This is a genomic window from Flavobacterium sp., from assembly GCF_044377315.1.
Classification (GTDB): domain Bacteria; phylum Bacteroidota; class Bacteroidia; order Flavobacteriales; family Flavobacteriaceae; genus Flavobacterium.
In genome coordinates this window covers 22302-47227 of record NZ_JBILJG010000019.1, presented here as the reverse complement: position 1 = coordinate 47227, position 24926 = coordinate 22302, and the positions used below count along the sequence as shown (strand labels likewise).

Sequence of the window (24926 nt, the reverse complement as noted above, 5' to 3'; positions counted from 1 at the left end):
TCTATATTTTTAGTATCCTGTGTTTTGTTGCCAATTTCCATTAGAAAATTGAATTTCTTCAAATGGAATTGGAAATACTTCATTTTTATTTGGAGTAAACCCGTTAATAGCTTGTGCTGCTTTTCCTGTTCTTACTAGGTCAAAGAAACGATGTCCTTCGCCCATAAGTTCTACACGTCTTTCTGCCCAAATAAAATCGGTTAAAGCGGCACCTGACGCAGAAATATCATGATTTGTGTCGCCAAAAGCACGTCTTCTTACTTCATTCAAATAAGTTCTAGCTTTTGCATCATCAATTCCACCACGATTGTAGGCTTCGGCTGCCATCAATAATACATCTGCATATCGAATTGCTCTATAGTTGTTTGGGTTGGTTAGGTTTTGATCACCTATATTTGAGTCTCCTTTTCTAGCTATGTATTTTTTGTTAAAGAAACCTGTATGTTTATAACCTTCTCCATAAGTAGCATTATTTGATGCCGACCATGAAACAATATTTAAAATTGCTACATCTCTTCTATTATCACCTGCTTCAAATGAGTTGTAAGTTTCTTGTGTTGGAACATTAAAACTATATCCAGAATCATATAATGGACCATCATAATTTCTAATACCATTAAAACCAACAGCTACATTTCCTTCGCTACATTGTAAGCATCCAAAACCAGCGCCTTCAGCATCTGTATATTGAACTTCAAAAACAGATTCTAAACCATTTTCTCCTTCATTTTCAAATATTGTATTGTAATTTGTAACCAGAGAGTAATTTGCGTCATCTATTAAATCTTGTAAAACATTTGATGCATTTACATATTTATTTTGAAATAGATAAACTTTTCCTAGTAAAGCCTGAGCTGCTCCTTTAGTAGCGCGACCTTTTTGAGACGGAATTGGATTTAAATTTTCGATAGCGAATGCCAAATCACTTTCTATGTTAGCATAAACTTCTGTTAAAGGAGCTCTTGGTAAAGTTTCTACATCTTTTACACTAAATCTTTTGTCAACTTTAATTGGAATTGGACCAAACCATTTTACCAACTCAAAATTGTAATAAGCTTTGAGAAATCGAGCTTCTGCAATTATTTGATTTTTTCCTTCAAAATCGATTTTATCTTTGAATTCTAATATATAACTTGCTCTGTAAACTCCAGCAAACATCCAGTTCCAAATATTTCGTAGTTCTGAATTTATGGGTGTATGAATCATTTCATCTACTTGTTGTATTCCAACAAAATCTGTAGCACTTTCTCCACCAGAAAGAGTATTGTCTGATGCAATTTCACCTAACATAACATTTAGGTAAGAAGATTGTAACATGTCATATGCTCCAATTAAAGCATTTTCATATTCTTGTTTGTTATTAAAATAACTTTCGGAATCAATTGAATAAGGTGGTTTCTCATTTACAAACTCATCTGAACAGCTTGTTATTATTAATAATAATGACATTATAAAATAACTAATTTTGATATTATATCTTTTCATTTTCATAACTTTAAAAATTAACATTAATACCAAGCATATAAATTCTTGGAGTAGGATAATAGCCATAATCAATACCACCAGAAATAGGATCTCCACTATTTGCAGCAGGATCAAAACCTCTGTATTTGGTAAGAGTAAGGGCATTATTTACAGAGGCATATAATCTAACTTTAGAAAATCCAACTTTTTCAATAAAAGTGCTTGGTAATGAATAACCTAATTGTATATTTTGAATTCTAAAGAATGATGCATCTTCAACAAAATAATCAGAAAAAAGGTTGTTAGACGATGCTCCTGCAGTAACTCTTGGAACTTCAGTGCTTGTTCCTTCTCCTGTCCATCTGTCTAAAACATAATTTAGTTTATTTAGTTTATTTTCAGTTCTTTCATAGTTTCTAATCATATCATTTCCGATCGAAGCATATGAATAAGCTACAAAATCAAAACCACCATAATTAAAAGTCATATTGAAACCTAGTGTGTAATCTGGAATAGCTTTTCCTATGAAAGTTCTGTCATTAGCATTTATTAATCCATCACCATTTACATCTTTAAATCTCAAATCGCCTGGTTGTGCTTCAGCTCCTAATGCTAATTGAGAAGGATGTGCATTTACTTCAGCTTGGTTTTGAAAAATCCCATCAGTTTGGTAACCATAGAAAGAACCTATTGGCTGTCCTACTTGCATTCTTGTCGGAGATGGTTGTCCAGTACTAAATGCTCCACTTTCAATATAACCAGATGAGTTTTTAACTTCAGTTACTTCATTATTTAAAGAAGCAATATTAAATCCTAAATTATATTTAAGTTTTTTATCATTGTTTTTATAGTTAATTGAAAATTCAAATCCTTTATTCTTAACTGTTCCAGCATTAACAGTTGGATTACCAGAACCAGGAGCTGAACCACCATTTATTCCTGAAACAGGAGTAGCTCTTATTAGCAGGTCTTTTCTTGTGTTGTTATAATAATCAGCGGTAATTTCAATTTTATTATTAAACAATTTTGCATCAAAACCAATATCCAATTTAGTATCTGATTCCCACTTAACGTCTGGGTTTGTTATTGTTCCCAAAGCTACACCACTTGCTAATGAGTTATCAAATACATAAACACCTTCTCCTGATAATAATGATCTAAAAGTATCTCCAGAAATGGCATCATTACCTAAGGTGCCGTAACTAGCTCTTAATTTTAAAAAATTAATTTTGCCTTCATTATTAAAAAAATCTTCATCAGAAATTATCCAACCAGTAAGCACAGAATTAAAATAGGCAACGCTGTTATTAGGACCAAATTTTGAAGACTGATCTCTTCTAAATATGTAGGATAATAAATATTTCTTTTTATAATCATAATCAATAGTTCCAAAAAAAGACGGTCTTTTATAAGGAGTAGATTTATAAGAACCATTAGTTCTAACAGGTTCTTTGGGTAATCCAATTGCTAATGCAATGTCTGCAAATTCCCATGAGTTATTTGGCACATCATATCCAGTTGCAAATAAACCTTCTCCATTTTCTTCAAATAAAGTACCACCAATAGTCAACTTGAATTTATGATTTTCTAAAATTCTTTTTTCATATTCTGCAAATAAGTCAAAAGTATAATTACTAAATTTCTGAGTGTTTTGAGAAACAGTACTTTGTGTTACATTATTAAATACTTTACCGTCTCCATAATTAATCAATGGATTAAAAGATTTATCAACACTATTTCCTCTTTGAAACCCATATCTAGATGTTAGTTTTAAATTATCAAATAGTTTATATTCTAGACCAATGCTCCCATTTAATCTTTCTTGATTGTATCTATTATAAGTATTTTGTATTTGTGCCAAAGGATTTATAACTTCTATTCCATAACCAGGTGTGCTTGGCACTTGTGTAAAATTTCCAACAGCATCGTAAGGTTTAAATACAGATGGTGTGTTTATAGCATTGAACAAAACAGAACCTAAGCCACCTTCATTTAAGCCTTGTCTGTTAAAGTCGGTATAGATTAAATTAGTTTTAATAGTAAGTTTTTCACTCAAATCAGCTCCAATTGCTATTCTTGCAGTACCTCTATCAAAGCCAGATTTTTCGAGTCCAACAATACCATCTTGTTTGATTTTGGAAGCACTAAAGGTATAAGTAATCTTATCAGATCCTCCTGAAACGGATAAATCATTATTAATTATTGGTGCTAATTTAAATACTTCATCTTGCCAATTAGTTCCTTCACCTAAACCAACAACAGAAGAATAGGGTGCTGCTAATCCAGCATTTGTATAGCTTTCGTTTAGCAACAAAGCATATTCAGTTGCATCTAACACTCTAATTTTTTTTGTAGTTTCCTGAAAACCAGTATAAGAATTGAAAGTAAATTTAGTTTTAGAATTTTTCTTCCCTTGCTTAGTTGTAACTAAGACTACACCGTTTGCACCAACTGCACCATATACAGCTGCTTGAGCATCTTTCAAAACAGTAATAGATTCTATATCGGAAGGATTTAGTAGTTCCATATTTCCTTGATAACCATCAACTAAAACAAGAGGGCCATTTTCTCCATTAGACGATATACCTCTTATTCTTATATCAAGTTTTGAACTTGGTGCTCCAGAATTAGCTAAAACTTGAACACCTGCAACTGTTCCTTGCAATGCTTGCTCAACTTTTATAGGTTTAAGATTTTCTATAGTTGCGCTCGATACTAAAGAAACTGATCCTGTAAGATTTTTTTTCTTTACACTACCATATCCAACAACCACAATTTCGTCAAGACTGTTTTTTGATTCTTTTAGTGAAACCGTAATTTCTTGACTTTGTGTTACTTTCAACTCAAAATTTTGATAGCCAATGTAGCTGAATACTAAGGTTGAACCTTTTAACAAATTAGAAAATTTGAATTTTCCATCTACATCTGTAGCTATTGTTTGCGATGTGTTTTTTACTGTTATGTTAACTCCTGGAAGCGGAACTCCGCTTGAGCCATCCATAACCTTTCCACTAATTTCATGCTTTTGAGAAAACCCAATTGATGAAATTAAAATGAAAATAATTACTAATAGTTTAGATTTCATAATATTATTTTGTTTAGATTTTTAAAATTACTTACTTCTTATGATAAATAACTAAAATGTACCTCTACAAAAAATATACATCTCATAAAAAGATTATGATTTTGATAATTTAGTAAAAAAACACTTTATTTAACTATAAAATGAGGTTTTATTTAGATTTAAAATTGTGAAAGACTATACATTTTAATCGAATCGAAAACGTTTTTGTTGAGGTAATGTATAGTTAAATTATCTAAAAAGTAAGATTTAAATAGATAGTATGTATTCTACTAATCCTTGTTCGTGTGATAAATCCATCTTTTTGCGCAAACGATATCGTTTTATCTCAACACTTCGTACAGAAATATTCAATAAAGGAGCAATTTCTTTAGAAGAAAGATTCAATCGTAAGTAGGCACAAAGTCTTAAATCATTTGGCGTTAGTGATGGATGAGCAGCTTTAACTTTCTTTAAAAAATCTTTGTCAGCAGTATCAAAAGCTTCTTTAAAAACATTCCAGGTGTCTTCTTCAGAAATGTTTCGTGTAATAGTTGAGATTACAGATTTTATGCTTCTGCTACTATTTTCGTCAGATGTTTTTTTCAAATCTTCTTTTATTACGGAAAGTAGTTCGTCTTTTTTTATTAAACTCATTGTAGAAACAGCCAACTCTTTATTTTTGGCATCAACATCTTGTGAAAGTTGCTCATTTCTTATTTTCATCAATTGTTGTTCGTTTTCTAACTCTTTGATTTCAAGTAATAAATTATTCTCTTCTATTAATTTTTCACGTTGTTTTTGATAATAATTTTTATATAATTTGTTGATATATACAAGCATGTATGCTAATAACATAATGTAAAGTAGTAAAGCAAAATTAGTTGCATACCAAGGTTTTTTAATTGTAAAAGAATATACAGCTTCATTTTCTGGAGTCGAACTTGCTATTCTTGCTCTAACTTTGAAAATATAATCTCCAGAAGGCAAGTTTTTAAAATTTACTGTTGGTTTTGCACTCCATTCGCTCCATTCATCCTGAAAGCCTTCTAGTAAATATTGATATTCTGCATTAATATATTTGTTATACTCTGGAACTGTGTAACTAAAGGTCACGTTGTTTTCATCATATTTAAAACTGCCTTCTTCGGTTATTGAAAAACTAGTTAATTTTTCATTCAATTTATTTATACTTATATCAGAAATTGATACGCTATAATTTTTAAAACTTAAATCATTGATATTGATTGTGTAGTAACCATCTGTTGTACCAATAAGATAATTTGAATTAGATAATTGTGTTATATTTTCATATCCCAACATTGAGTTTGTTAGTGAAGATGGAATTGGAATTGAATTCTTTTTTAAATCGGAGCTTAATTTGTTAAGGGTAAAATAATTGATGTAATTTTTTGAAAATAGCCATAACTTGTTTGAATTATCTAACACCATTTTGCCTGAAGTATATTCTTTATTATCAAAGACAGAACTAAGAGATTTATCTTTTTCAAATTGTTTTGTTTTCTTATTTAACTTAAAAAAACCTTCTTTGTAAGCATAATAAATTGTATTATTAAAAGTAATTAATCCTGCATTTTTTCCTTTAGTTGGACTTGTATAAGTATTTAAATTTGAAGCATTTATGTTTTTTGAATCTAGTTGAAATCTAAAAACGCCTTTGTATTCATGGCTAACATAAACTTCGTTGCTGTTTGTGATTTCAAAATATCTAGATGAATAATCAAAACCTGTTATTTTATTTCTAAACTGCCATTGATTGTTTGTTTTTTCTAAAACTGATAACCCATAATAATTTCCTTGAATAATAGTATTTCTATTAATTGGAGAGGGCTCAAATTTCCAGGTTCCTGATTTTGAAAAAACTTGCTTTGCTTTTTCATTTTCAATTACAAAAGTTCCAGAGTCATGTCCGCAAAATAATGTTCCATAATGAACAAAAAGTGACCATACTTGACCTTTTGTACCTGAAATAAACTCAAACGGATTTCCATTTGAATAGTCTTTAAAAAACAAACCTTGATTGGTTCCTATATATAATTTATTCTTATGAAGTGCTGATGTATAAACTGTACCAAGAATTCCGGTGTCATCAGAAAAGCTTCTTACCGGCGACTGTAAATTGACACAATTGATACCATTGTCTAATCCAATCCATAAATTTTTATCAATATCTTCAAATAGTGATAAAACAGTATTGTTACTTAACCCTTTATTTTGAGTAATATGATAGTTGACTTTTCCATCTTTAGTTAGAATAAAAACGCCATTAGAAATTGTTCCTACTGCAAAACTACTATCGGAAAGCATTTGACTACTATAAATACTACTAGCCGCAATTTCGGAATCAGCTTCTGTATTAAATTTTGTTAGGTTTCCATTTATTAGTTTAAAAAAACCATTGAATTGAGTATGAATTAACATGCCTTCATCAATTGAAAATATATTTACAATTTTAATATTTTTTAAAACAGAATTATTTATAACCAATTTACTTTTACCATTTTCAATTTCGTACAATCCATCATTTTCGGTTTGATAATAAATTGAATTTGAAGTTTTAAATGATTTCAGAATATTATTTTTAGGAATAATAATTCTAAACAAAGAAGTTTTAGTATCATAAATATAAATTCTACTTAATGATTGAAATATTACCCATTGATCATAATTTATAATATTCCAAAACTGTTCATCGTCAAGTATTTTAGATTTAATTTTTTTGCTCAAAGAAGTATATGTCAACCGACCATTACTTTGTCTTTTCCAAAAACCAAATTCCATATAACAACCCGTGAATATTTTATTACCAATAACATTTACAGATCTAATAATTGTTTCGTTAGGAGATTTATATAAAGTCCAATTGGAGCCATTAAATTCCAATAATCCTTCATTGTTAGCAAAATAAACATAATGATTTTTATCTTGAGAAATCATCCAGTTCTGATTACCTGCATCATAAGTTGATGAGCCGTATTTTACAATAGGAGGCAATTCTTGACTAAAAGAATTTAGTGTTAAGTAAAAAATAAAAATAAAAAGACGTAAACGCATTGTAAAATAGATTAATACCGATAAAGATAAACAATATAACTAAATAGAAAAAGGAAAATAATTATAATAAAAAAGCACGTCTATAAAAACGTGCTTTTTTTGAAAAAATATAAAAATTTATTCTTTGATTATTCTTGAAGTTGCTGTAGAACCTCCAACAGTTGTTTTTAGAATATAAATTCCATTTTGAAGTGAAGAAATATCTAAAGTTACTGATTCAGAATTTGTATTTTTTAAAATAACTTCTTGTCCCAAAAGATTAACAATAGTGATAGATTCAATAGTTTTAAATGAATCAACAGTAATTACATTGTTAGCAGGATTTGGATAAACTTTTAATGAAGAAGCCAAATTGAATGAAGAATTTGCTAAAGACGTACCGTAACTAACATCGTCAAAATAAAAAGTCAATTCAGTTGCATTTGTAACATCTGGAACAAAATTGAAGAAAATGGAAGCTTTGTCATAAATAAAACTTGGATCAAAAGCAGCAGTAGCTGGAGTTGCAAAATCAAATTCTAAAGTTTGCCAACCTGAAGCTGTTGTAAAAGCATCTTTCTCAACATAATGATTAACATTTGCGTGATCTTCAACTTTTAATCTTACTGGAATTCCAGCATTTGCAGCCCAAACTTTAACATACATTTTTTTGTTAGTAGATGTAAATGGAACTGGAGAGCTAAAACCTGAATCAGTACTCATTGTAGTTCCTGCCCAACCTGCAGCACCAACAGTTTTAATAACTTTCATTACCATATTACTTGCATTTTCTGGATCAGCAACTAAGCTCGAAGAAGTTCCACCAAAATCTGTAACAGCATAATTAGTAATTGTTCCCTCAAAAGTTACAGGCAAATTAATTTGAGCTAAACAAACATTAGGACAAGACCCGCCGCAATCAACTCCTGTTTCGTCACCATTTTGAATTCCATCAGAACAAGAAGGAGCAACTCCTTGCTTTGTTAAATTGAAACGCCACCATCCACCACCAATTGAGATGTCTAAAATCATAGAACTAGCAGTTAGTGTTGTAACTGTATAAGTTATAGATGCTGGAGCATTAGCAGGATTTGAAAGTTCACCTCCGTTATATACTTTAGATAAACCTAAATAAGCACCAATACCTGTTAATGTTAATGTATTAGCACCTGAATTATATACCCAAGATGCAGCATTTGAACTATTATGAGGTGCAACTGGAGTACCACAACCATCAGCAAATCCTTGCCAACCTTCTAACCATGTTTGTGTTCCGTGTACATTTGAAAAAGAGCCATCTGCATTAAACATAAACTCATCGTCAAAATAACAACCTCTTGTTGTAACATCACCGGCTGAATTTGACCACCAAGAAATGTCTCCTAAATTTGGACCAACTCCCAAAGCCGCAGCTGCTGGTGTCATTTTCCAAGTACCTTCAATTGTTTGAGCATTTCCTATTGAAAAAGTCAATAGTAGTGCTAATAGAGTAATTTTTTTCATAATATTATTAATTTAGTTTAATTCCAAATTTACTCAACCTATCGATTGTTCCTATTTTGTTTAACTATATAAAAACTATACATAAAAAACATTTACGAAAACGTTTGATATATATACTAATCCAATAGAATCATATATTTATATTGGAATTAGAAATTAGTGGATAAACACAATATGTTGAGCTAATGTATAGGTAAAATTATTGCATTTCACATCGTATTGTAATGTTAATAATTGTGTTTAATTTAAAATTTGTTTCTAAAATCTCATATAGTAGTAATTTTATCCAAAAAAAATTGAATTTGTCTATTTATCAAATTAGTAATTTGCTTCAATTTTGCTCATAACTTTATACTATTTCTAATTTTAGAAATGATTATATTTGCAAAAATTCACTTTTTAGTATGATTCCTAAAGATATATCTATACTCGAGCCTAAGAAAAACATTCTGATAAAAGGAGCGCAAATTCACAACTTGAAAAATCTTGATGTAGCAATTCCTCGTAATAAATTAGTTGTTATTACTGGGCTTTCTGGTTCTGGAAAATCGAGTTTGGCTTTTGATACTTTATATGCTGAAGGGCAAAGACGCTATGTTGAAAGTTTGTCTTCTTATGCAAGACAATTTTTAGGAAGATTAGACAAACCAAAAGTTGATTATATAAAAGGAATTGCACCTGCAATTGCTATTGAACAGAAAGTAAATACAACTAATGCACGTTCAACCGTTGGAACTTCAACAGAAATATATGATTATATGAAGTTGTTGTTTGCCCGTATTGGAAAAACAATTTCTCCAATTTCTGGTAAAGAAGTAAAAAAAGACAATGTTAGTGATGTTATTAATGATGTAAAAACTTTTGAAACCGCTAGTAAATGGCTTTTGCTAGCACCAATTCATTTAGAACAAGGTAGAAAGTTAGAAGATAAACTAAAAGTGCTTTTACAGCAAGGTTTTGCTCGCATTTTGGTTAATAACGAAGTGGTTCGTTTAGACGAAATCGGCCAACACTCATTAGACAACAAAGATATTCTTCTTATAATTGATAGAATCATTGTTAAAGAAGAAGAAGAGTTTTTCAATCGATTGGCAGATGCTGTTCAAACAGCTTTTTTTGAAGGAAAAGGTGAATGTTTTTTGCAGGATTTAAATACAAATAAGAGAATCAATTATAACACCAATTTTACTCTTGACGGAATCACATTTCTTGAACCTAATATTCATTTATTTAGCTTCAACAATCCTTATGGAGCCTGTCCAACTTGCGAAGGTTACGGAAATATTATCGGAATTGATGAAGAATTAGTTATTCCTAACTCATCACTTTCAGTTTATGAAAACGCAATTTATCCATGGCGTGGCGAAAGTATGAGTTGGTACAATGAGCAATTGGTAAACAATGCCTATAAATTTGATTTCCCTATTCACAAACCTTTTTATGAACTTTCAGAAAATCAAAAAGATTTAGTTTGGAAAGGCAACAAATTCTTCACAGGATTGAATGATTTTTTCAAAGAATTGGAAGAGAAAAATTATAAAATTCAGAACCGTGTAATGCTTTCGCGTTATCGTGGCAAAACCAAATGTAGCACTTGCAAAGGGAAACGCCTTAGACAAGAAACCAATAATATAAAAGTAGGAGGAAAGACTATTTCAGAATTGGTAGATATGCCAATTAAGAACCTAATTGGTTTTTTTAATGAATTACATTTATCCAAATATGATTTGAAAGTTGCGAAACGACTTTTGATAGAAATTAATAATAGATTGGCTTTTTTATCAGATGTTGGTTTGGATTATCTTACTCTCAATAGAAATTCAGCTTCACTTTCTGGCGGTGAAAGTCAACGTATTAACTTGGCAACTTCGTTAGGAAGCTCGCTAGTTGGTTCAATGTATATTTTAGATGAACCGAGTATTGGCTTGCATCCAAAAGATACTGAACGATTGATAAAAGTATTGAAAGATTTGCGTGATTTAGGCAATACTGTTATTGTGGTTGAACATGATGAAGATATTATGAAAGCATCCGATATGATTATAGATATTGGTCCAGAAGCAGGAACTTATGGTGGAGAATTAGTGGCGCAAGGTGATTTTGCTGAAATTTTAAAAAGCGACTCCTTAACTTCGCAATATTTGAATGGAAAACTAGAAATTACTGTTCCTAAAAAACATAGAACTTCAAAGAATTTTATTGAAGTTAAAGGGGCACGTGAAAATAATCTAAAAAATATTGATGTTACTTTTCCATTAGATTCATTAACCGTAATCACTGGTGTTTCTGGAAGTGGAAAAAGCACATTGGTAAAGAAAATTTTATTCCCAGCTTTACAGAAAAAGTTAGAAGGAATTGGTGAAAAAGCTGGACAATTTACCGAATTAGCCGGAAGTTATTCACATATCAAAAGCATTGAATATGTCGATCAAAACCCAATAGGAAGAAGTTCACGTTCTAATCCTGTGACTTATATCAAGGCATATGACGATATTCGAGATTTATATTCTAAAGAAAAATTATCTAAAATTAGAGGTTATCAACCCAAACATTTTTCTTTCAATGTTGATGGTGGACGATGTGAAACCTGTAAAGGTGATGGTTCGATCAATGTAGAAATGGTTTTTATGGCAGATGTTGAGTTACCATGTGAAACTTGTGGTGGAAAACGTTTCAAAAAAGAAATTCTTGAAGTCAATTTTGAAGGCAAAAATATTGACGATATTTTAACAATGACTATTGATGATGCTATTGCTTTTTTTACATTGCACAAACAAAATAAAATTATACAAAAACTACAACCTTTGCAAGATGTAGGTTTGGGATATGTACAATTAGGGCAATCATCATCAACGCTTTCGGGTGGTGAAGCACAGCGGATTAAATTGGCTTCTTTTTTAGTAAAAGGAACTACCAAAGACAAAGCACTTTTTGTTTTTGACGAACCAACAACAGGATTGCATTTTCATGACATCAAGAAATTATTGTCATCATTCGAAGCTTTACTAGAAAAAGGACATTCAATTATTGTAATTGAACACAACTTAGATTTAATAAAATGTGCCGATTATTTAATAGATTTAGGTCCAGAAGGTGGCGAAAACGGTGGGCAATTATTAGCTTTCGGTACTCCGGAAGAAATTGTAAAGAATAAAAAATCAGTAACTGGTAAGTATTTGAAGGAGAAATTATAGGTTTATTAAAATTAAATCTAGTTCTTCAATTATAGAAAAACCTTTGTATCAGCAAAAAATCAATCTTCATCTTTTCTTATTTCAGTTTGATCCTTTAAGCCATCAATATTTCTTTTGAGTTTTCCAAAAACCTTAGTTGAAGACAAAGAATAAAAAAATTGGTTGGTTGGTTAGTTTGTAAAATCCTGCTGATTCTGAAAAGAGGAAGCAGGATTTTTTTTTTTGGGGGGGGAAGCTATTCGCGCTATACGTTATAATCTTTTACTTTTTTCTTTAAAAAGCAAAAGGATTTCCACTACAAATGCTATGCATTCAGTGAACTCCTATAAAAAATAAAAGCAAAGTGAGCTAATCATGACTAGACTAATCGCAGCTTTTGGAGTATAGAGTGAACTACTTGATTAAACTCAGCCGAAATAACTAATTTATAATTAACCAAAACATAAAGAATAGTTACCAAAATCGATTTCAAGACAATATTCAGAATAGGGTTAAAAGGAAAATCCCAATAATAAAACAGTAAAAAAGTGGCTGTCAAAATTCCAAAAGAAAGCAACGTTTTATTAGAAAACGGATATAATTTCATTTTTACAACCACAAACAATAGTTTTGCTAAACTATAAAGTGTTATCGAAATTAAAGTTGCTAAAGCCGCACCATTAATACCATACATAGGGATAAAAAGCATATTCAAAGTAATGGCAAAAAAGGCCAGCAGTAAACCCAAAAATAAAACCGCTTTGTAATATTTTGAATTAAAAATAATAGCATTATTATTACCCAAAATCAAATCAAAATATTTAGAAATTCCGATAGTGAAAACTACAAATATGCCACCACTATAATTGGCAGGCAATAATAGATACAATTGCTTGATGTTGACCAAGATTCCAACCAAAACCAATCCACCAACAATTTGCAAAGTGATAGAAGTTTTTTTGTACAAATCGTTGAGTTCATCGTGCTTGCCTTCTGTCATCAATTTTGCCGTAATCGGATACGTTATTTGATGCATCGCACGACTTGGAACCGCAATTACTGTTGCAATAAAAATAGCAACTGAATAATAGGCAATATTTTCAATTTCAATGTATTGATTCAGCATAGTTTTGTCAATATCCAACAACATATTGGCAATACTTCCCGAAAGAATAATAAAAAATGAATAAACCACAATGGACTTGCTATTATTAGGCATTTTGAAATTAAAAGTTATGCGTCGAACTTTCATGGCATAAACAAACATTACAAGTGTAGAAGCGAGATAAATTCCCATTAAGGAATTAATAAATGTTAAAGTTGAAATCCAATCAAAATAAACACCAAAAAGAAAAATTGAGATAAAAACGCGAAGCAGAATTTCTTTGACAAAACTTCCAAAAACAGATTGCAAATGCACTTTTACCCAAGCATAGAAAATCTCAAAATAGCCCATACAAATACCAATTACAGGAATTTGCCATACATAATTGTAAACAATTGGATTTTTAGCAGAAAAGAATGTTGCAATCCAATCATAACCAAGTGTTCCTGCAATAAAAACGGGTATAATGACCAATAAAGGCAAAACTAAAACAAAGGTTAAAAACGAACTTTTCTCTTGATCCGTTTCATATTGTGTAAAAAATTTGATTAAAGTATTATGAACACCAAATGCTAACAATGGAAAAATAACATTGGCAGAAGATAAAATATAACCTGTTAATCCATAATAAGTTTCGCCTAAAAAATGAGGATACATAAACAATGCATTAGCCGCACCAATCGCAAAACCAATATAGGTAATGATAGTGTTTTTAATAGATTGGTTGATTACGATTCCCATTTTAGAATTTAGATTTAGGAATTTGAATTTAGGATTTTTACTAATTTTTCGGTCAAGCTTTTTCTTGAATATTGTTGCAAACCAACTGGATAAACCTGTAATTTGTTTTCTAAATACAGCTCAAAATTAGCTAAAATTATTTTCTTTAATCTTTCTTTTTCATCATAAGTAAAGAAAACACCAGTATTGGTAGTTGTTATGATTTCGGCAAAATCTGAATCTTTTGGTCCAATGGCAATAATAGGTCTTTCTGAAACCATATATTCAAACAATTTACCAGGAATAATACTTTTGGTTTCTGGAGAATTGATTTCAATTAATAATAAAACTTGTGATTTTTTCTGAAATACAATTGCTTTATTATGTGAAACATAGCCAACTAAATTGCAATAATTGCTTAAACTGAATTTTGAAATACTATCAATAATTTCTTGACTAACTTTTCCAATTAAATTCAACTGAAAACGTGAGGCAAAATTTTTATTTTCAGTAACCAATTCACTCAAAACTTCCCATAAAATAGATGGATTTCTATCAGATAAAAACGAGCCAATATGTGACATTGTAAATTTTTCATCCAATTTCTGTCTCGGAATATTTTCAACATCATAACCATTAGTAATTACTTCAATTGGTTGATTAGTAATGGCTTGAAATTCGGTTTTAGTGGTTTTACTGGTAACAATTATAGTATCGGCAGTTGTTAAAACCTTTTTTTCTAATGTTTTATGTTTATTGGCGGCATATGAAGATAATTTCAATGCTTTATGATAGCCAATAGTCGTCCAAGGATCACGAAAATCGGCAAGCCAGTTAATTTTTAAGTCATTTTTCAGATGTAAACCAATCAAATGTAAACTATGTGGTGGTCCAGAAGTTACAATGGTATCAATTTCATTTTCTTTAATGTATTTTTTAAGATAGTCAACTGAAGGTTTAACCCAATATTTACGTGCATCTGGAATAAATAAATTACCACGAATCCAAAGCAATATTTTCTCTAAAAATGTTTGTTTTTTTTGATTAGGAATGATGCCTGAACTAATTTTTTTGGTTTGTTTTTTAGAAAAAATCCCTGCTAATTGATAAGGTTCAAAGATTTTATGTTTTAAAATAATCGTTTTATCCGAAACTTCATTTACCAAAGCTTCATCAATAATAGGGTAAGTAGGGTTTTCTGGAATAAATACTATTGGTTGCACACCAAAATCAGGTAAATATTTTACAAACTTCAACCAACGTTGCACACCAGGACCGCCTGCTGGTGGCCAATAGTAAGTGATGATTAGGATTTTTTTTGGTTTAGTTTTCAATTTAAGAATCAGATTTTTTATTAATTTTTTCTAACTCTTCAATGTCTAAAATATCTTTTGGACGATTAGTTGCTTTCTTTGCAATAATTAAATTTTCGTAATCAATAAACTTGATTGAAACACCATCAATTGTTGTTTCATTTGCAACTTCAAATAGTTCATCAAAAGGTTTATTTTCAAGACCTTTGATAGAAGTCATAAGGTCGAGGCTAAACCCATTATTTAATGAAAACTCTGTCCAACCAGCAACAAATTGCATTGTCTCCAACTCTTTTATATCACCAAGACCAATTTCAATAAATGCATTTCTTAATTTATGCCTATTTTCTGTAGAATCTTCTAATAATAAATCAATATCACCAGTACTTCTATTATAACCATGGAAATTTACTGCAAAACCACCAATAGTGATATATTTTACATCATACTGAAAAAAATATTTCCAAATTGCAAAAATTTGTTCAGTCATTTTTTCTTATTTGAATTCTTAATTTTAAATGAAATCTCAATCAATGCAAATAATCGCTTTATTCTATCTTCATAGGATAATGCTTTTATTTCCTCAATTCTTCTAGCTTGATGAACTTCTGGATTTGCATAAAAAGAACTGTTTTTTTTCATTTATTTATTTCTAATCTTTACTATTAGATTTTTTATATTCCAAATAAATTCCACCAATCAATATCAAAATCATTCCAATGAAACTATATAAGGCGATTGCGCTACCAGTTTTAACAACTTCAGGTTCAAACTTGAATTCAATTGTGTGTTTTCCTGCTGGAATTTCTAATCCGCGTAAAACATAATTTACTCGATAAATTGGAAGTTCTTTACCTTTGATAGTGGCTTTCCAACCGTTTTTATAATACATTTCAGAAAACACACCAAAACCAGCTTTTGAATTATTTGATTCGTAAACCAAATGATTAGGTTTGTATTTTTTTAATTCAATTGTTGCAATAGAATCTTTTTCAAAATTTAGTAATGAAAGACTTTTAAAATCGACTATATTTTGGGATATCGCAATGTTTTTTGTATCCAAACTATCCAAAGATTTCATTTCGGCATCAGCATCTTTAACTAATTTTAATTCTTTTACAAACCAAGCATTTCCATTTGCTTCAGGATTTAAAGTTGGAAAATAATTTCCAGTTGAATCTGTTTGAATTAGGTATTTTACATTCAACATATTCAATACATCAATATTGTTTTGAGCTATTTGATAATCAAATAATTGTTGCATTCTTTGCGGTTTTACAGCACTATATCCACCAATTGATTTATGAAAATAAGAAGCACGAGCACTTGACATATTGCCATCTATTTCTAGAACTCTATAATGTGTTGTATCTTGTAAAATCTGCATATCTGCTGGAGTTGCCGCAAAAGGAACATCCACTTGACTTGCTGGTACAAAATCATCTTTGCTAACATAGTTTTTTGCTATAAAAAACAAATCCAAAACCATTACCAATCCCACTAAAATGACAGTCTTTTGTTGGTTCAATTTGTTCTTGTTTGCCATCCAAAGTAAGAAAGCTGCTAGTGCAATCAAAAATCCTGAACGTAGTAAATCAGCAGAATACATACTTTTTCTATCTTCTTTTAGTGCATCAACAAATTCAGGACCATAGCTTTGTAGATAGTAACCATCGCTACCACCAGAAAAAGCAAACATTCCTTTGAATAGAAACAAAGCAACAATTAATCCTAAAACCACTGCTGCCGATTGCCATAAAGCTTTGAATTGAACTTCTTTTTCCGCTTTGAAAAATGCTTGTAACCCCATAATTGCCAATATAGGCATACACAATTCTAGAACAACTTGTATAGATGAAACTGCTCTAAACTTATTGTATAAAGGCATGTAATCAATCATCAAGTCGGTTATAATGGAAAAATTTTTTCCCCAAGAAAGCACCAACGAAAGGATTGCTCCTGAAAGAAATACATATTTAAGTTTACGTTTATCAATAAACAAAGCCAAAATTGCCAAGAAAAACACAACAGCACCAATATAAGCTGGAGCAGCCACAATAGGTTGATCGCCCCAATAAGTTGGTAAACCAGAAGCAAACTCAGCAGCTTGACCTTCGGGAACGCCCTGACCAACCATGAATTCGTACATTTTGCTTTGTGTACCAATATTTTCACTATTAGAACCACCAAATAGGCGAGCGGAAAATATGTTCAAACTTTCTGCAACACCATAACTGTATTCTGTTATATAATCATACGAAAGTCCATTTGTGCCTTCTACTTTTGAACCATCTGGATTGTAGGTCAATTCATTTTTTCCTCTTGTACTAAAATCAGCGTATTCTTTTGTAGCTAATAAATTAGTAGCATTTGCTCCAAGAGCCAAAATTATAGTAACTAAAAAGGTCAATTTTATTTTTACTATAGCTTTGTAATCTTTTGATTTTACTAGTTTTACAGAATAATAAATTCCAATAATTAAAAGTAAAAACAAAAAGTAATACGTCATCTGAAAGTGATTGGCATTAATCTCTAAAGCGGTGGCAAACATGGCTAACAATCCACCAATTATGTATTTCTTTTTATAAACTAAAATAGTTCCTGCAATTACAAATGGTATATAAGCAATAGCGTGCGCTTTGGCATTGTGTCCAACACCAAGAATTATAATTAAATAGGTTGATAGACCGAAGGCTAATGCACCAAAAAAGGCTTTTAATGGATCAATTTTCAAAACCAAAAGCAATACATAAAATCCTAAAAAGTAAAGAAATAAATAATCTGCTGGTCTAGGCAAAAAGCGAATTACATCATCCAAATTGCCTATAAAATCGTTAGGATATTTTGCTCCAAGCTGATATGTTGGCATTCCACCAAAAGCTGAATTGGTCCAATAAGGCTCGGTATTTTCATTGGCTCTAAAGTCATTTTGCTCTTTTGCCATTCCGGTATATTGTGCAATATCGGATTGGTATATTTTTTTTCCTTGTAAAACAGGATAAAAATAAATGATAGAAACTAGCACAAAACCAAGAACGGCAAGTGCATGTGGATAAAACTTCTTAAGTAAATTCATAAAGCGATTTAGTAAACAATAGTAAAGTTCAAAAATAGTCAAAAAATAAGTAGGTAATCAAACTTTTGTGAATACTAAATAAAAAAAAATTATTCTATTTCTTCATAATCAACATATTCGCCAACTTTTTTAGTTTCGCGAGGTTTAGAAGAAGTTGCTTTGTCATAAATAATATCGTTGTTACTTGTGGTATTTTGATATTGTTGTTGGTATTGCTGTTGTTGTTTTTGAAAATTCTCACCCGCTTTTTGAACCGCTTTTTTCAGTAAAATTGGTAAAAATAATTTAGCCAAAAATCTAAAAACATAATAAAATCCAACAATGTAAATAAGCGTTTTGAAAAAACCAGTAAAAGAAGCCGTTTCCATAAGTTAATAAATTTGTTCAAAAATAATAAATCTTGCCGAATTGGAATCTTAAATAAATAATAAAAAAATTCTACATTTGGATACTTTGAATTTAATGTATTTAAAACCAATTTTTATGAAGTTAAAGTTTTTATCCTTTATAGCATTACTTACTTTTCAATTGAGTAATGCTCAATATACGGATATTGTCAATTCTAATCGTCCTAGCGAATCAATGTCGGCTTTTGCTGTTGGTAGAACGGTTATTCAATTAGAAGGCGGGTTTGGTTTCATTAACGAAAAAGACAACACATTCGCTGTTAATACATTAGATTATAAAGCAAATGGAGTAGTGGCTGATTTAAACGTGCGTTATGGTTTTTTTAAAGAACAGTTAGAGGCCGTATTAGAGTTAAGCCATCAAAGAGACACACAAGAATTTTCTGATAGAGACAGAAGTAGAAATGGTTTAAAAGTTTCAACAATAGGTTTGAAATACTTAGTTTATGATCCATATAAGTTTTATGAAGAAAATGTAAACTTATATAGTTGGAAAGCCAATCAGAAGTTCAAAATGAGTCAATTAATTCCGATTGTGGCTGTTTATGGAGGTATGAACTTAAACTTTAGTAATAATAAATTTTTAATTGGTGCTGAAGAATTAGCAATTATTAGTCCAAAATTAATGTTGATAACACAAAATATTTTTGGTGAACAACTTGTGTTTATAACCAACACATTTTTGGATAAAATTGCTACAGAAGGTCAACAATTGGGCTATTTACTAACATTAACCAAAGGTTTTAATGAGCGTTGGTCTGCTTTTACCGAAATTAAAGGACTTTCTAATAAATTTTATAAAGATAATTTTATTTCTGCTGGCGGTGCTTATTTGCTTCTGGGTAATCTTCAAATTGATGCTTCAATAAGCAAAAGTTTAAAAAATTCTCCTTCAATTATGTATGGTGGAATTGGTCTTACTTGGCGTTCAGACACAAATTACAAAGATCATTTGATAAAATCACCAGAAAAAAATAAAGCTGATAAAGCTAAAAAAGAAAAAAAGAAAAAAAATAATGAAAAGAAGATGCTCGATAAATTGCCAAAATCAAATGAAAAAGAAGAATAATGATAGAAGTTAGAGAAGTAGTTACTAAAAAAGATTTAAAAGAGTACGTTAAATTTCCCTTTTCGTTATATAAAAATCATCCTTATTGGGTGCCACCGCTCATTGCTGACGAAATTGAAACTTTTGATAAAGATAAAAATCCTGCTTTTAAGAGCGCTGACGCAAAACTTTATTTAGCTTATAAAGACAACCTGATTGTTGGAAGAATTGCAGCCATTATTAATTGGAATGAAGTAAACGACCAAAACAAAAAGAAAGTTCGCTTTGGTTGGTGGGATGTTATTGATGATATTGAAGTTACCAAAGCATTGCTAGAAAAAGTATATGAATTTGGTAAAGACCACAAATTAGAACACGTTGAAGGTCCAATGGGATTTTCTAATCTTGATAAAGTAGGTGTTCTAACCGAAGGATTTGACGAAATTGGTTCAATGATTACTTGGTATAATTATCCTTATTATTCAGCACATCTTGAACAATTAGGATTTGTTCAAGAGAAAGAATATTGGGAAAACAAAATGAAATTTGAAAATATAAAACCCGAATTTTTCTTTAAAGCTCAAGAATTAATCAAAAAAAGATACCAATTAAGTCCGTTGAATTTTACCAAAACAAAAGACATTATGCCTTATGTTGACAAAATGTTTGATTTGTTCAACCATTCGTACGCCGGTTTATCATCGTTTGTTGCTATTACAGATGTACAGAAAGAATATTTCAAGAAAAAGTATATAAGCTTTATCAATCCTGAATACATAAAGTTTGTGCTTGATAAAGATGATAATATGGTTGCATTTAGCATTGTAATGCCGAGTTTTGCAGAAGCTTTACAAAAAGCAAACGGTAAATTATTTCCATTTGGAGTTTACCACATGCTAAAAGCCAGAAAAGAAAGTAAAGACGTTTTGTTTTACTTAATAGGAGTTGCTCCAGAATACCATAATAAAGGGGTTACCGCTATTATTTTTAACGAAAACTATGTTTCTTTTGCCAAAAAAGGAATAAAAAACTGTATAAGAACGCCAGAACTAGCCGATAATCATGCTGTTCATCAAATATGGAAGCATTTTGATCCTGTAACTTTTAGAAAAAGAAAGACTTATAAGAAGGATTTGTAGGTTTGGGATGGGTGGGTATATTTTTAAGTTGGCGGCTTTGAAAGTGGTTTTATACTATCAGCAACAATATCAACTATATTCTTAATTTGTGATAATAAAGTTTATTTCACAATTTTAAAACAATGATTTAGAATTAATCCACGTGTCTTATTTTTCATATTTAGAATAAAAAGAGAAATGGAAAGTTACTTCAAGAATAAAAATAAAGCCTACTTATAATAGACATTCCAATAAATAGCTAGGCTAGAGATTAAATAAAAAAATCCATCAATTTCTCGATGGATTTTTCTATAAAATATAAAAAAGCCTTTATTAAGCCATATTCTCAACATTTTGTTCTGCTAATTTAGCATACGTTCCGTTTACTAATCTTTCACGGATAGCTTCAAAAGCAGTTAAAGTCTCGTCAATATCGGCTAAAGTATGTGTAGCAGTTGGTATCATTCTTAATAAAATAATTCCTTTAGGTATAACAGGATAAACCACTATAGATAAGAAGATTCCATAATTTTCTCTCAAGTCATTTACCATAACCATTGCTTCTGGTATTGAACCCTCTAAATAAACAGGCGTTACACATGTGTTAGTATCACCGATATTAAATCCTTTAGCTTTCAAACCGCCTTGTAATGCATTTACATTTTCCCAAAGTTTGTCTTTCAATTCAGATGATTTGCGCAATAATTCCAAACGTTTCAACGCACCAACTGTTTGAATCATTGGTAACGCTTTTGCAAACATTTGTGAACGCAAATTGTATTTTAAATAATCAATAATATCTTTATCAGCAGCCAAAAAAGCACCAATACTTGCCATAGATTTAGCAAATGTAGAGAAGTAAACATCAATTCCGTCTTGGCAACCTTGTTCTTCACCAGCACCAGCGCCAGTTTTTCCTAATGTTCCAAATCCGTGAGCATCATCAACTAATAAACGAAAATTGTATTTTTTCTTCATTTCTACAATTTCTTTCAACTTGCCTTGTTGACCACGCATTCCAAAAACTCCTTCGGTAATAAATAAAATTCCACCACCTGTTTCGGTAGCCATTTTTGTAGCACGTTGAAGATTTTTCTCCATGCTCTCAATATCATTATGCTTGTAGGTAAAACGTTTACCCATGTGAAGACGAACACCATCTATAATGCACGCATGCGCATCTACATCATAAACTATAATATCATTTTTGGTTACAAGTGCATCTATACAAGACATGATTCCTTGGTATCCAAAATTTAATAAATAAGCAGCTTCTTTTTGAACAAATTCAGCTAGTTCATTTTCTAATTGTTCGTGTGCATTGGTATGACCACTCATCATTCTTGCACCCATCGGATAAGCTGCACCATAAGCAATTGCTGCATCAGTATCAGCCTTACGAACTTCTGGATGATTGGCTAGTCCTAAATAATCATTCAAACTCCAATTTAAAATATCTTTTCCTTGAAACTTCATTCTTGGTCCTAATTCTCCTTCTAGTTTAGGAAATACAAAATATCCTTCTGCTTGAGAAGCCCATTTACCTAAAGGACCTTTATTGTTTTGAATTCTTTCGAATAAATCTTTTACCATCTGATTTTTTGTTTTTTCAAGTTGCAAAATTAACTATTTTATATTTTATTTCATAATTTTTAAGGAGCTAATCGCGCTATCCGTTGCAATCTGTTATCGCGAGTTTCTATTTAGTATTTAAATGAAATTTTGTATTCTCGCAATAACAGGATTTCCACTACACTCGAGCCTGAAAGTGCGAACTGGAGAAGCAATCACGGCTAGGGCATTCGTTTTCAAAAAAAACATTGTATCTTTGAATTTGATTTTAATTTCAAAAATCAACCCTCAATTATGTTAACCAATAAAGAACTCAAACTAGCTGTTTTAATCGATGCCGACAATGTTCCCTATAGCAATGTAAAAGGCATGATCGAAGAAATCGCAAAGTTAGGAACACCAACAACCAAACGTATTTACGCCGATTGGACCAAACCTAACTCAAACGGTTGGAAATCTGTTTTGCTCGAGCACGCCATAACACCAATTCAACAATACAGCTATACTGTCGGAAAAAATTCATCAGATTCGGCCATGATTATTGATGCTATGGATTTGTTATATTCAGACAAAGTAGATGGTTTTTGTATTGTCTCCAGCGATTCCGATTTTACACGATTAGCAATCAGATTAAGAGAATCTGGCATGAAAGTTATTGGTATTGGAGAGAAAAAAACACCGAATTCGTTTATAGTTGCTTGTGATAGATTTATTTACATAGAAGTTTTAGATGGTGCTATTACAAAAACAAGAAAAGTTAGAACCGTAACAACTAAAACTTCCAAGCCAACGCCAAAGCTACTTGAAACTAATACTAATGAATTAGTACCTCAAAAAGAAGTTGTTAATAAAATTGACATCAAAACTATTGAACTTATAGAAGACACACTTGAAGCAATTGGCGACGACGATGGCTGGGCTTTTTTGGGTGATGTAGGAAACTTAATTTCTAAGAAAAAACCAGAATTTGACCCTCGTAATTATGGATTTTCTAAACTTACACCGATGTTAAAATCACTTACAGATATTCTCGAAATAGACGAGCGTGAATCGGATAAAAAAGGTATAAAACATGTTTATGTTAGACTGAGATTTACGTAATAAACAGGTGTTTATTTATAATAACTTGATAAATCAATTATGAAACTAGTTTTTGCTTCCAACAATCTTAATAAAATTAAAGAAATTCAACTTTTAGTTCCTAATTCAATAGAAATTTTGAGTCTAAACGAGATTGGATGCACTGAAGATATTCCAGAAACTGCCAACACCATTGAAGGAAATGCTATTTTAAAAGCTAATTATGTAACTGAAAAATTCGGATTTGATTGTTTTGCTGATGATTCTGGTTTAGAAATAGATGCTTTAAATGGAGAACCAGGTGTTTTTTCAGCAAGATATGCTGGTGAACCCAAAGATGATTCCAAAAATATTGATAAGGTTTTAGAAAAATTAAAAGATAAAAACAACAAAAAAGCCAACTTTAAAACAGTAATTTGTTTGAATATAGGCGGAAAACAACATCTTTTTTCCGGAATTGCAAACGGAAAAATCATTGAAAATAGAGTAGGAGATAATGGTTTTGGTTATGATCCAATTTTTGTTGCTTCTGGTTATTCAAAAACTTTTGCAGAGCTTACTATGCAAGAAAAATCAGAAATAAGTCATCGAGCAATTGCGGTTAAAAAACTAATTGATTTTTTGCAAAATAGTTAAGAAATTCCTAATCTAGATTTTAATTTCAAAAACAGTAAAGCAATTGTAAAAGTATCGTCAGCAGTAGAAACTCTTTCGGCTTTTGGTACTTTAAAAAGCATTCCTAACTCTTCCAAAGTAAAGTTTTTATCATTTATGTCGTGAAGTTTTTTATACATAATTTCAATGTCTAATGCTTCGTTTTTCAATCGGCCACAATTAAGTTTTTCTAAAGCTTCGTTTATTATTTCTATATCAAAATTGATACGATACCCAACTAATACTGCATTACCCAAATATTTAATAAATGTTTGAATAGCGCGAGTTTCAGTAACTTTCTTTTGATTGGTGTGAATTAAAAACTCATTTTGACTGTCTTCTTTAGAAAGATTTTCTTTTTGCGAAATAATAATTTCATAACTATCACCAACGTGAATACTGTCGTTTTCTATTCCTATAGCACCAATTGATAGTATTAAGTCTTTCTTTGGGTTTAAACCAGTTGTTTCAGTAGATAAAACAACAAATCTTTTGGAAGGATTTTTATCAAATTTAGATAAATAATTCATCCAAAAAGGCGGATATTCTTTCGTTATATTTTTTATCCAGTCAAACAT

17 protein-coding genes are annotated in these 24926 nt (G+C 30.6%); 5 read left to right on the top strand and 12 right to left on the bottom strand.

Annotated elements, in window-relative coordinates:
• Positions 1–9: 9 nt before the first annotated feature.
• The 4 genes from ACIQ66_RS07505 to ACIQ66_RS07490 all read right to left on the bottom strand — a co-directional run bounded on the left by ACIQ66_RS07505 (position 10) and on the right by ACIQ66_RS07490 (position 9082).
• The gene (locus ACIQ66_RS07505; protein ID WP_396212178.1) at positions 10–1485 is read right to left on the bottom strand and encodes a RagB/SusD family nutrient uptake outer membrane protein; all 1476 of its coding nucleotides are present in this window, start codon (positions 1483–1485) and stop codon (positions 10–12) included.
• Between the two features lie 10 nt (positions 1486–1495).
• Entirely contained in the window at positions 1496–4549 is a 3054-nt protein-coding gene (locus tag ACIQ66_RS07500; RefSeq protein ID WP_396212177.1) for a SusC/RagA family TonB-linked outer membrane protein, read from the bottom strand.
• Between the two features lie 246 nt (positions 4550–4795).
• Positions 4796–7600, bottom strand: a complete 2805-nt coding sequence (locus ACIQ66_RS07495) for a triple tyrosine motif-containing protein (RefSeq protein ID WP_396212176.1) — start codon at positions 7598–7600, stop codon at positions 4796–4798.
• Between the two features lie 117 nt (positions 7601–7717).
• The gene (locus ACIQ66_RS07490; RefSeq protein ID WP_396212175.1) at positions 7718–9082 is read right to left on the bottom strand and encodes a T9SS type A sorting domain-containing protein; all 1365 of its coding nucleotides are present in this window, start codon (positions 9080–9082) and stop codon (positions 7718–7720) included.
• A 404-nt stretch (positions 9083–9486) separates the two neighbouring features.
• Here ACIQ66_RS07490 and uvrA point away from each other — a divergent pair, with 404 nt between their 5' ends.
• Positions 9487–12276: an excinuclease ABC subunit UvrA gene (uvrA, locus tag ACIQ66_RS07485; protein WP_396212174.1), complete on the top strand. Its 2790-nt coding sequence runs from the start codon at positions 9487–9489 to the stop codon at positions 12274–12276.
• Between the two features lie 358 nt (positions 12277–12634).
• Here uvrA and ACIQ66_RS07480 read toward each other — a convergent pair whose 3' ends face one another.
• The 6 genes from ACIQ66_RS07480 to ACIQ66_RS07455 form a co-directional block, all read right to left on the bottom strand.
• A complete protein-coding gene (locus tag ACIQ66_RS07480; protein ID WP_396212173.1) occupies positions 12635–14101 on the bottom strand; it encodes a lipopolysaccharide biosynthesis protein in 1467 nt (488 codons plus the stop codon).
• 14 nt (positions 14102–14115) lie between these two features.
• Positions 14116–15414, bottom strand: a complete 1299-nt coding sequence (locus ACIQ66_RS07475) for a glycosyltransferase family 4 protein (protein WP_396212172.1) — start codon at positions 15412–15414, stop codon at positions 14116–14118.
• Between the two features lies 1 nt (position 15415).
• Positions 15416–15883 carry a nucleotidyltransferase gene (locus ACIQ66_RS07470; protein ID WP_396212170.1) on the bottom strand — a complete coding sequence of 156 codons (468 nt, stop codon included), beginning with the start codon at positions 15881–15883 and terminating at the stop codon, positions 15416–15418.
• The gene (locus ACIQ66_RS07465) at positions 15880–16035 is read right to left on the bottom strand and encodes a hypothetical protein (protein WP_396212169.1); all 156 of its coding nucleotides are present in this window, start codon (positions 16033–16035) and stop codon (positions 15880–15882) included. Before ACIQ66_RS07465 ends, ACIQ66_RS07470 begins: the two co-directional genes overlap by 4 nt.
• Positions 16036–16045: 10 nt before the next feature.
• Complete coding sequence (locus ACIQ66_RS07460) at positions 16046–18469, bottom strand: YfhO family protein (RefSeq protein WP_396212168.1); 2424 nt, start codon at positions 18467–18469, stop codon at positions 16046–16048.
• 89 nt (positions 18470–18558) lie between these two features.
• Positions 18559–18837 carry a DUF4834 family protein gene (locus ACIQ66_RS07455; RefSeq protein ID WP_396212167.1) on the bottom strand — a complete coding sequence of 93 codons (279 nt, stop codon included), beginning with the start codon at positions 18835–18837 and terminating at the stop codon, positions 18559–18561.
• A 115-nt stretch (positions 18838–18952) separates the two neighbouring features.
• Between ACIQ66_RS07455 and ACIQ66_RS07450 the strand changes: the two genes are divergently transcribed.
• Positions 18953–19945 carry a transporter gene (locus ACIQ66_RS07450; RefSeq protein WP_396212166.1) on the top strand — a complete coding sequence of 331 codons (993 nt, stop codon included), beginning with the start codon at positions 18953–18955 and terminating at the stop codon, positions 19943–19945.
• The gene (locus tag ACIQ66_RS07445) at positions 19945–21063 is read left to right on the top strand and encodes a GTP cyclohydrolase (protein ID WP_396212165.1); all 1119 of its coding nucleotides are present in this window, start codon (positions 19945–19947) and stop codon (positions 21061–21063) included. Before ACIQ66_RS07450 ends, ACIQ66_RS07445 begins: the two co-directional genes overlap by 1 nt.
• Positions 21064–21375: 312 nt before the next feature.
• Here the strand turns inward: ACIQ66_RS07445 and ACIQ66_RS07440 are convergent, their stop codons facing one another.
• Positions 21376–22635 (bottom strand): aminotransferase class I/II-fold pyridoxal phosphate-dependent enzyme, encoded by a 1260-nt coding sequence (locus ACIQ66_RS07440; RefSeq protein ID WP_396212164.1) that lies wholly within the window; start codon positions 22633–22635, stop codon positions 21376–21378.
• 270 nt (positions 22636–22905) lie between these two features.
• On the opposite strand from ACIQ66_RS07440, the gene ACIQ66_RS07435 reads away from it, so the two are divergent.
• On the top strand, positions 22906–23715 hold the full coding sequence (locus ACIQ66_RS07435) for an NYN domain-containing protein (RefSeq protein ID WP_396212190.1): 810 nt from the start codon (positions 22906–22908) through the stop codon (positions 23713–23715).
• Between the two features lie 39 nt (positions 23716–23754).
• Complete coding sequence (locus ACIQ66_RS07430; protein ID WP_396212163.1) at positions 23755–24330, top strand: non-canonical purine NTP diphosphatase; 576 nt, start codon at positions 23755–23757, stop codon at positions 24328–24330.
• Here ACIQ66_RS07430 and ACIQ66_RS07425 read toward each other — a convergent pair.
• Positions 24327–24926, bottom strand: a complete 600-nt coding sequence (locus ACIQ66_RS07425) for an exonuclease domain-containing protein (RefSeq protein WP_396212162.1) — start codon at positions 24924–24926, stop codon at positions 24327–24329. The genes ACIQ66_RS07430 and ACIQ66_RS07425 overlap by 4 nt on opposite strands.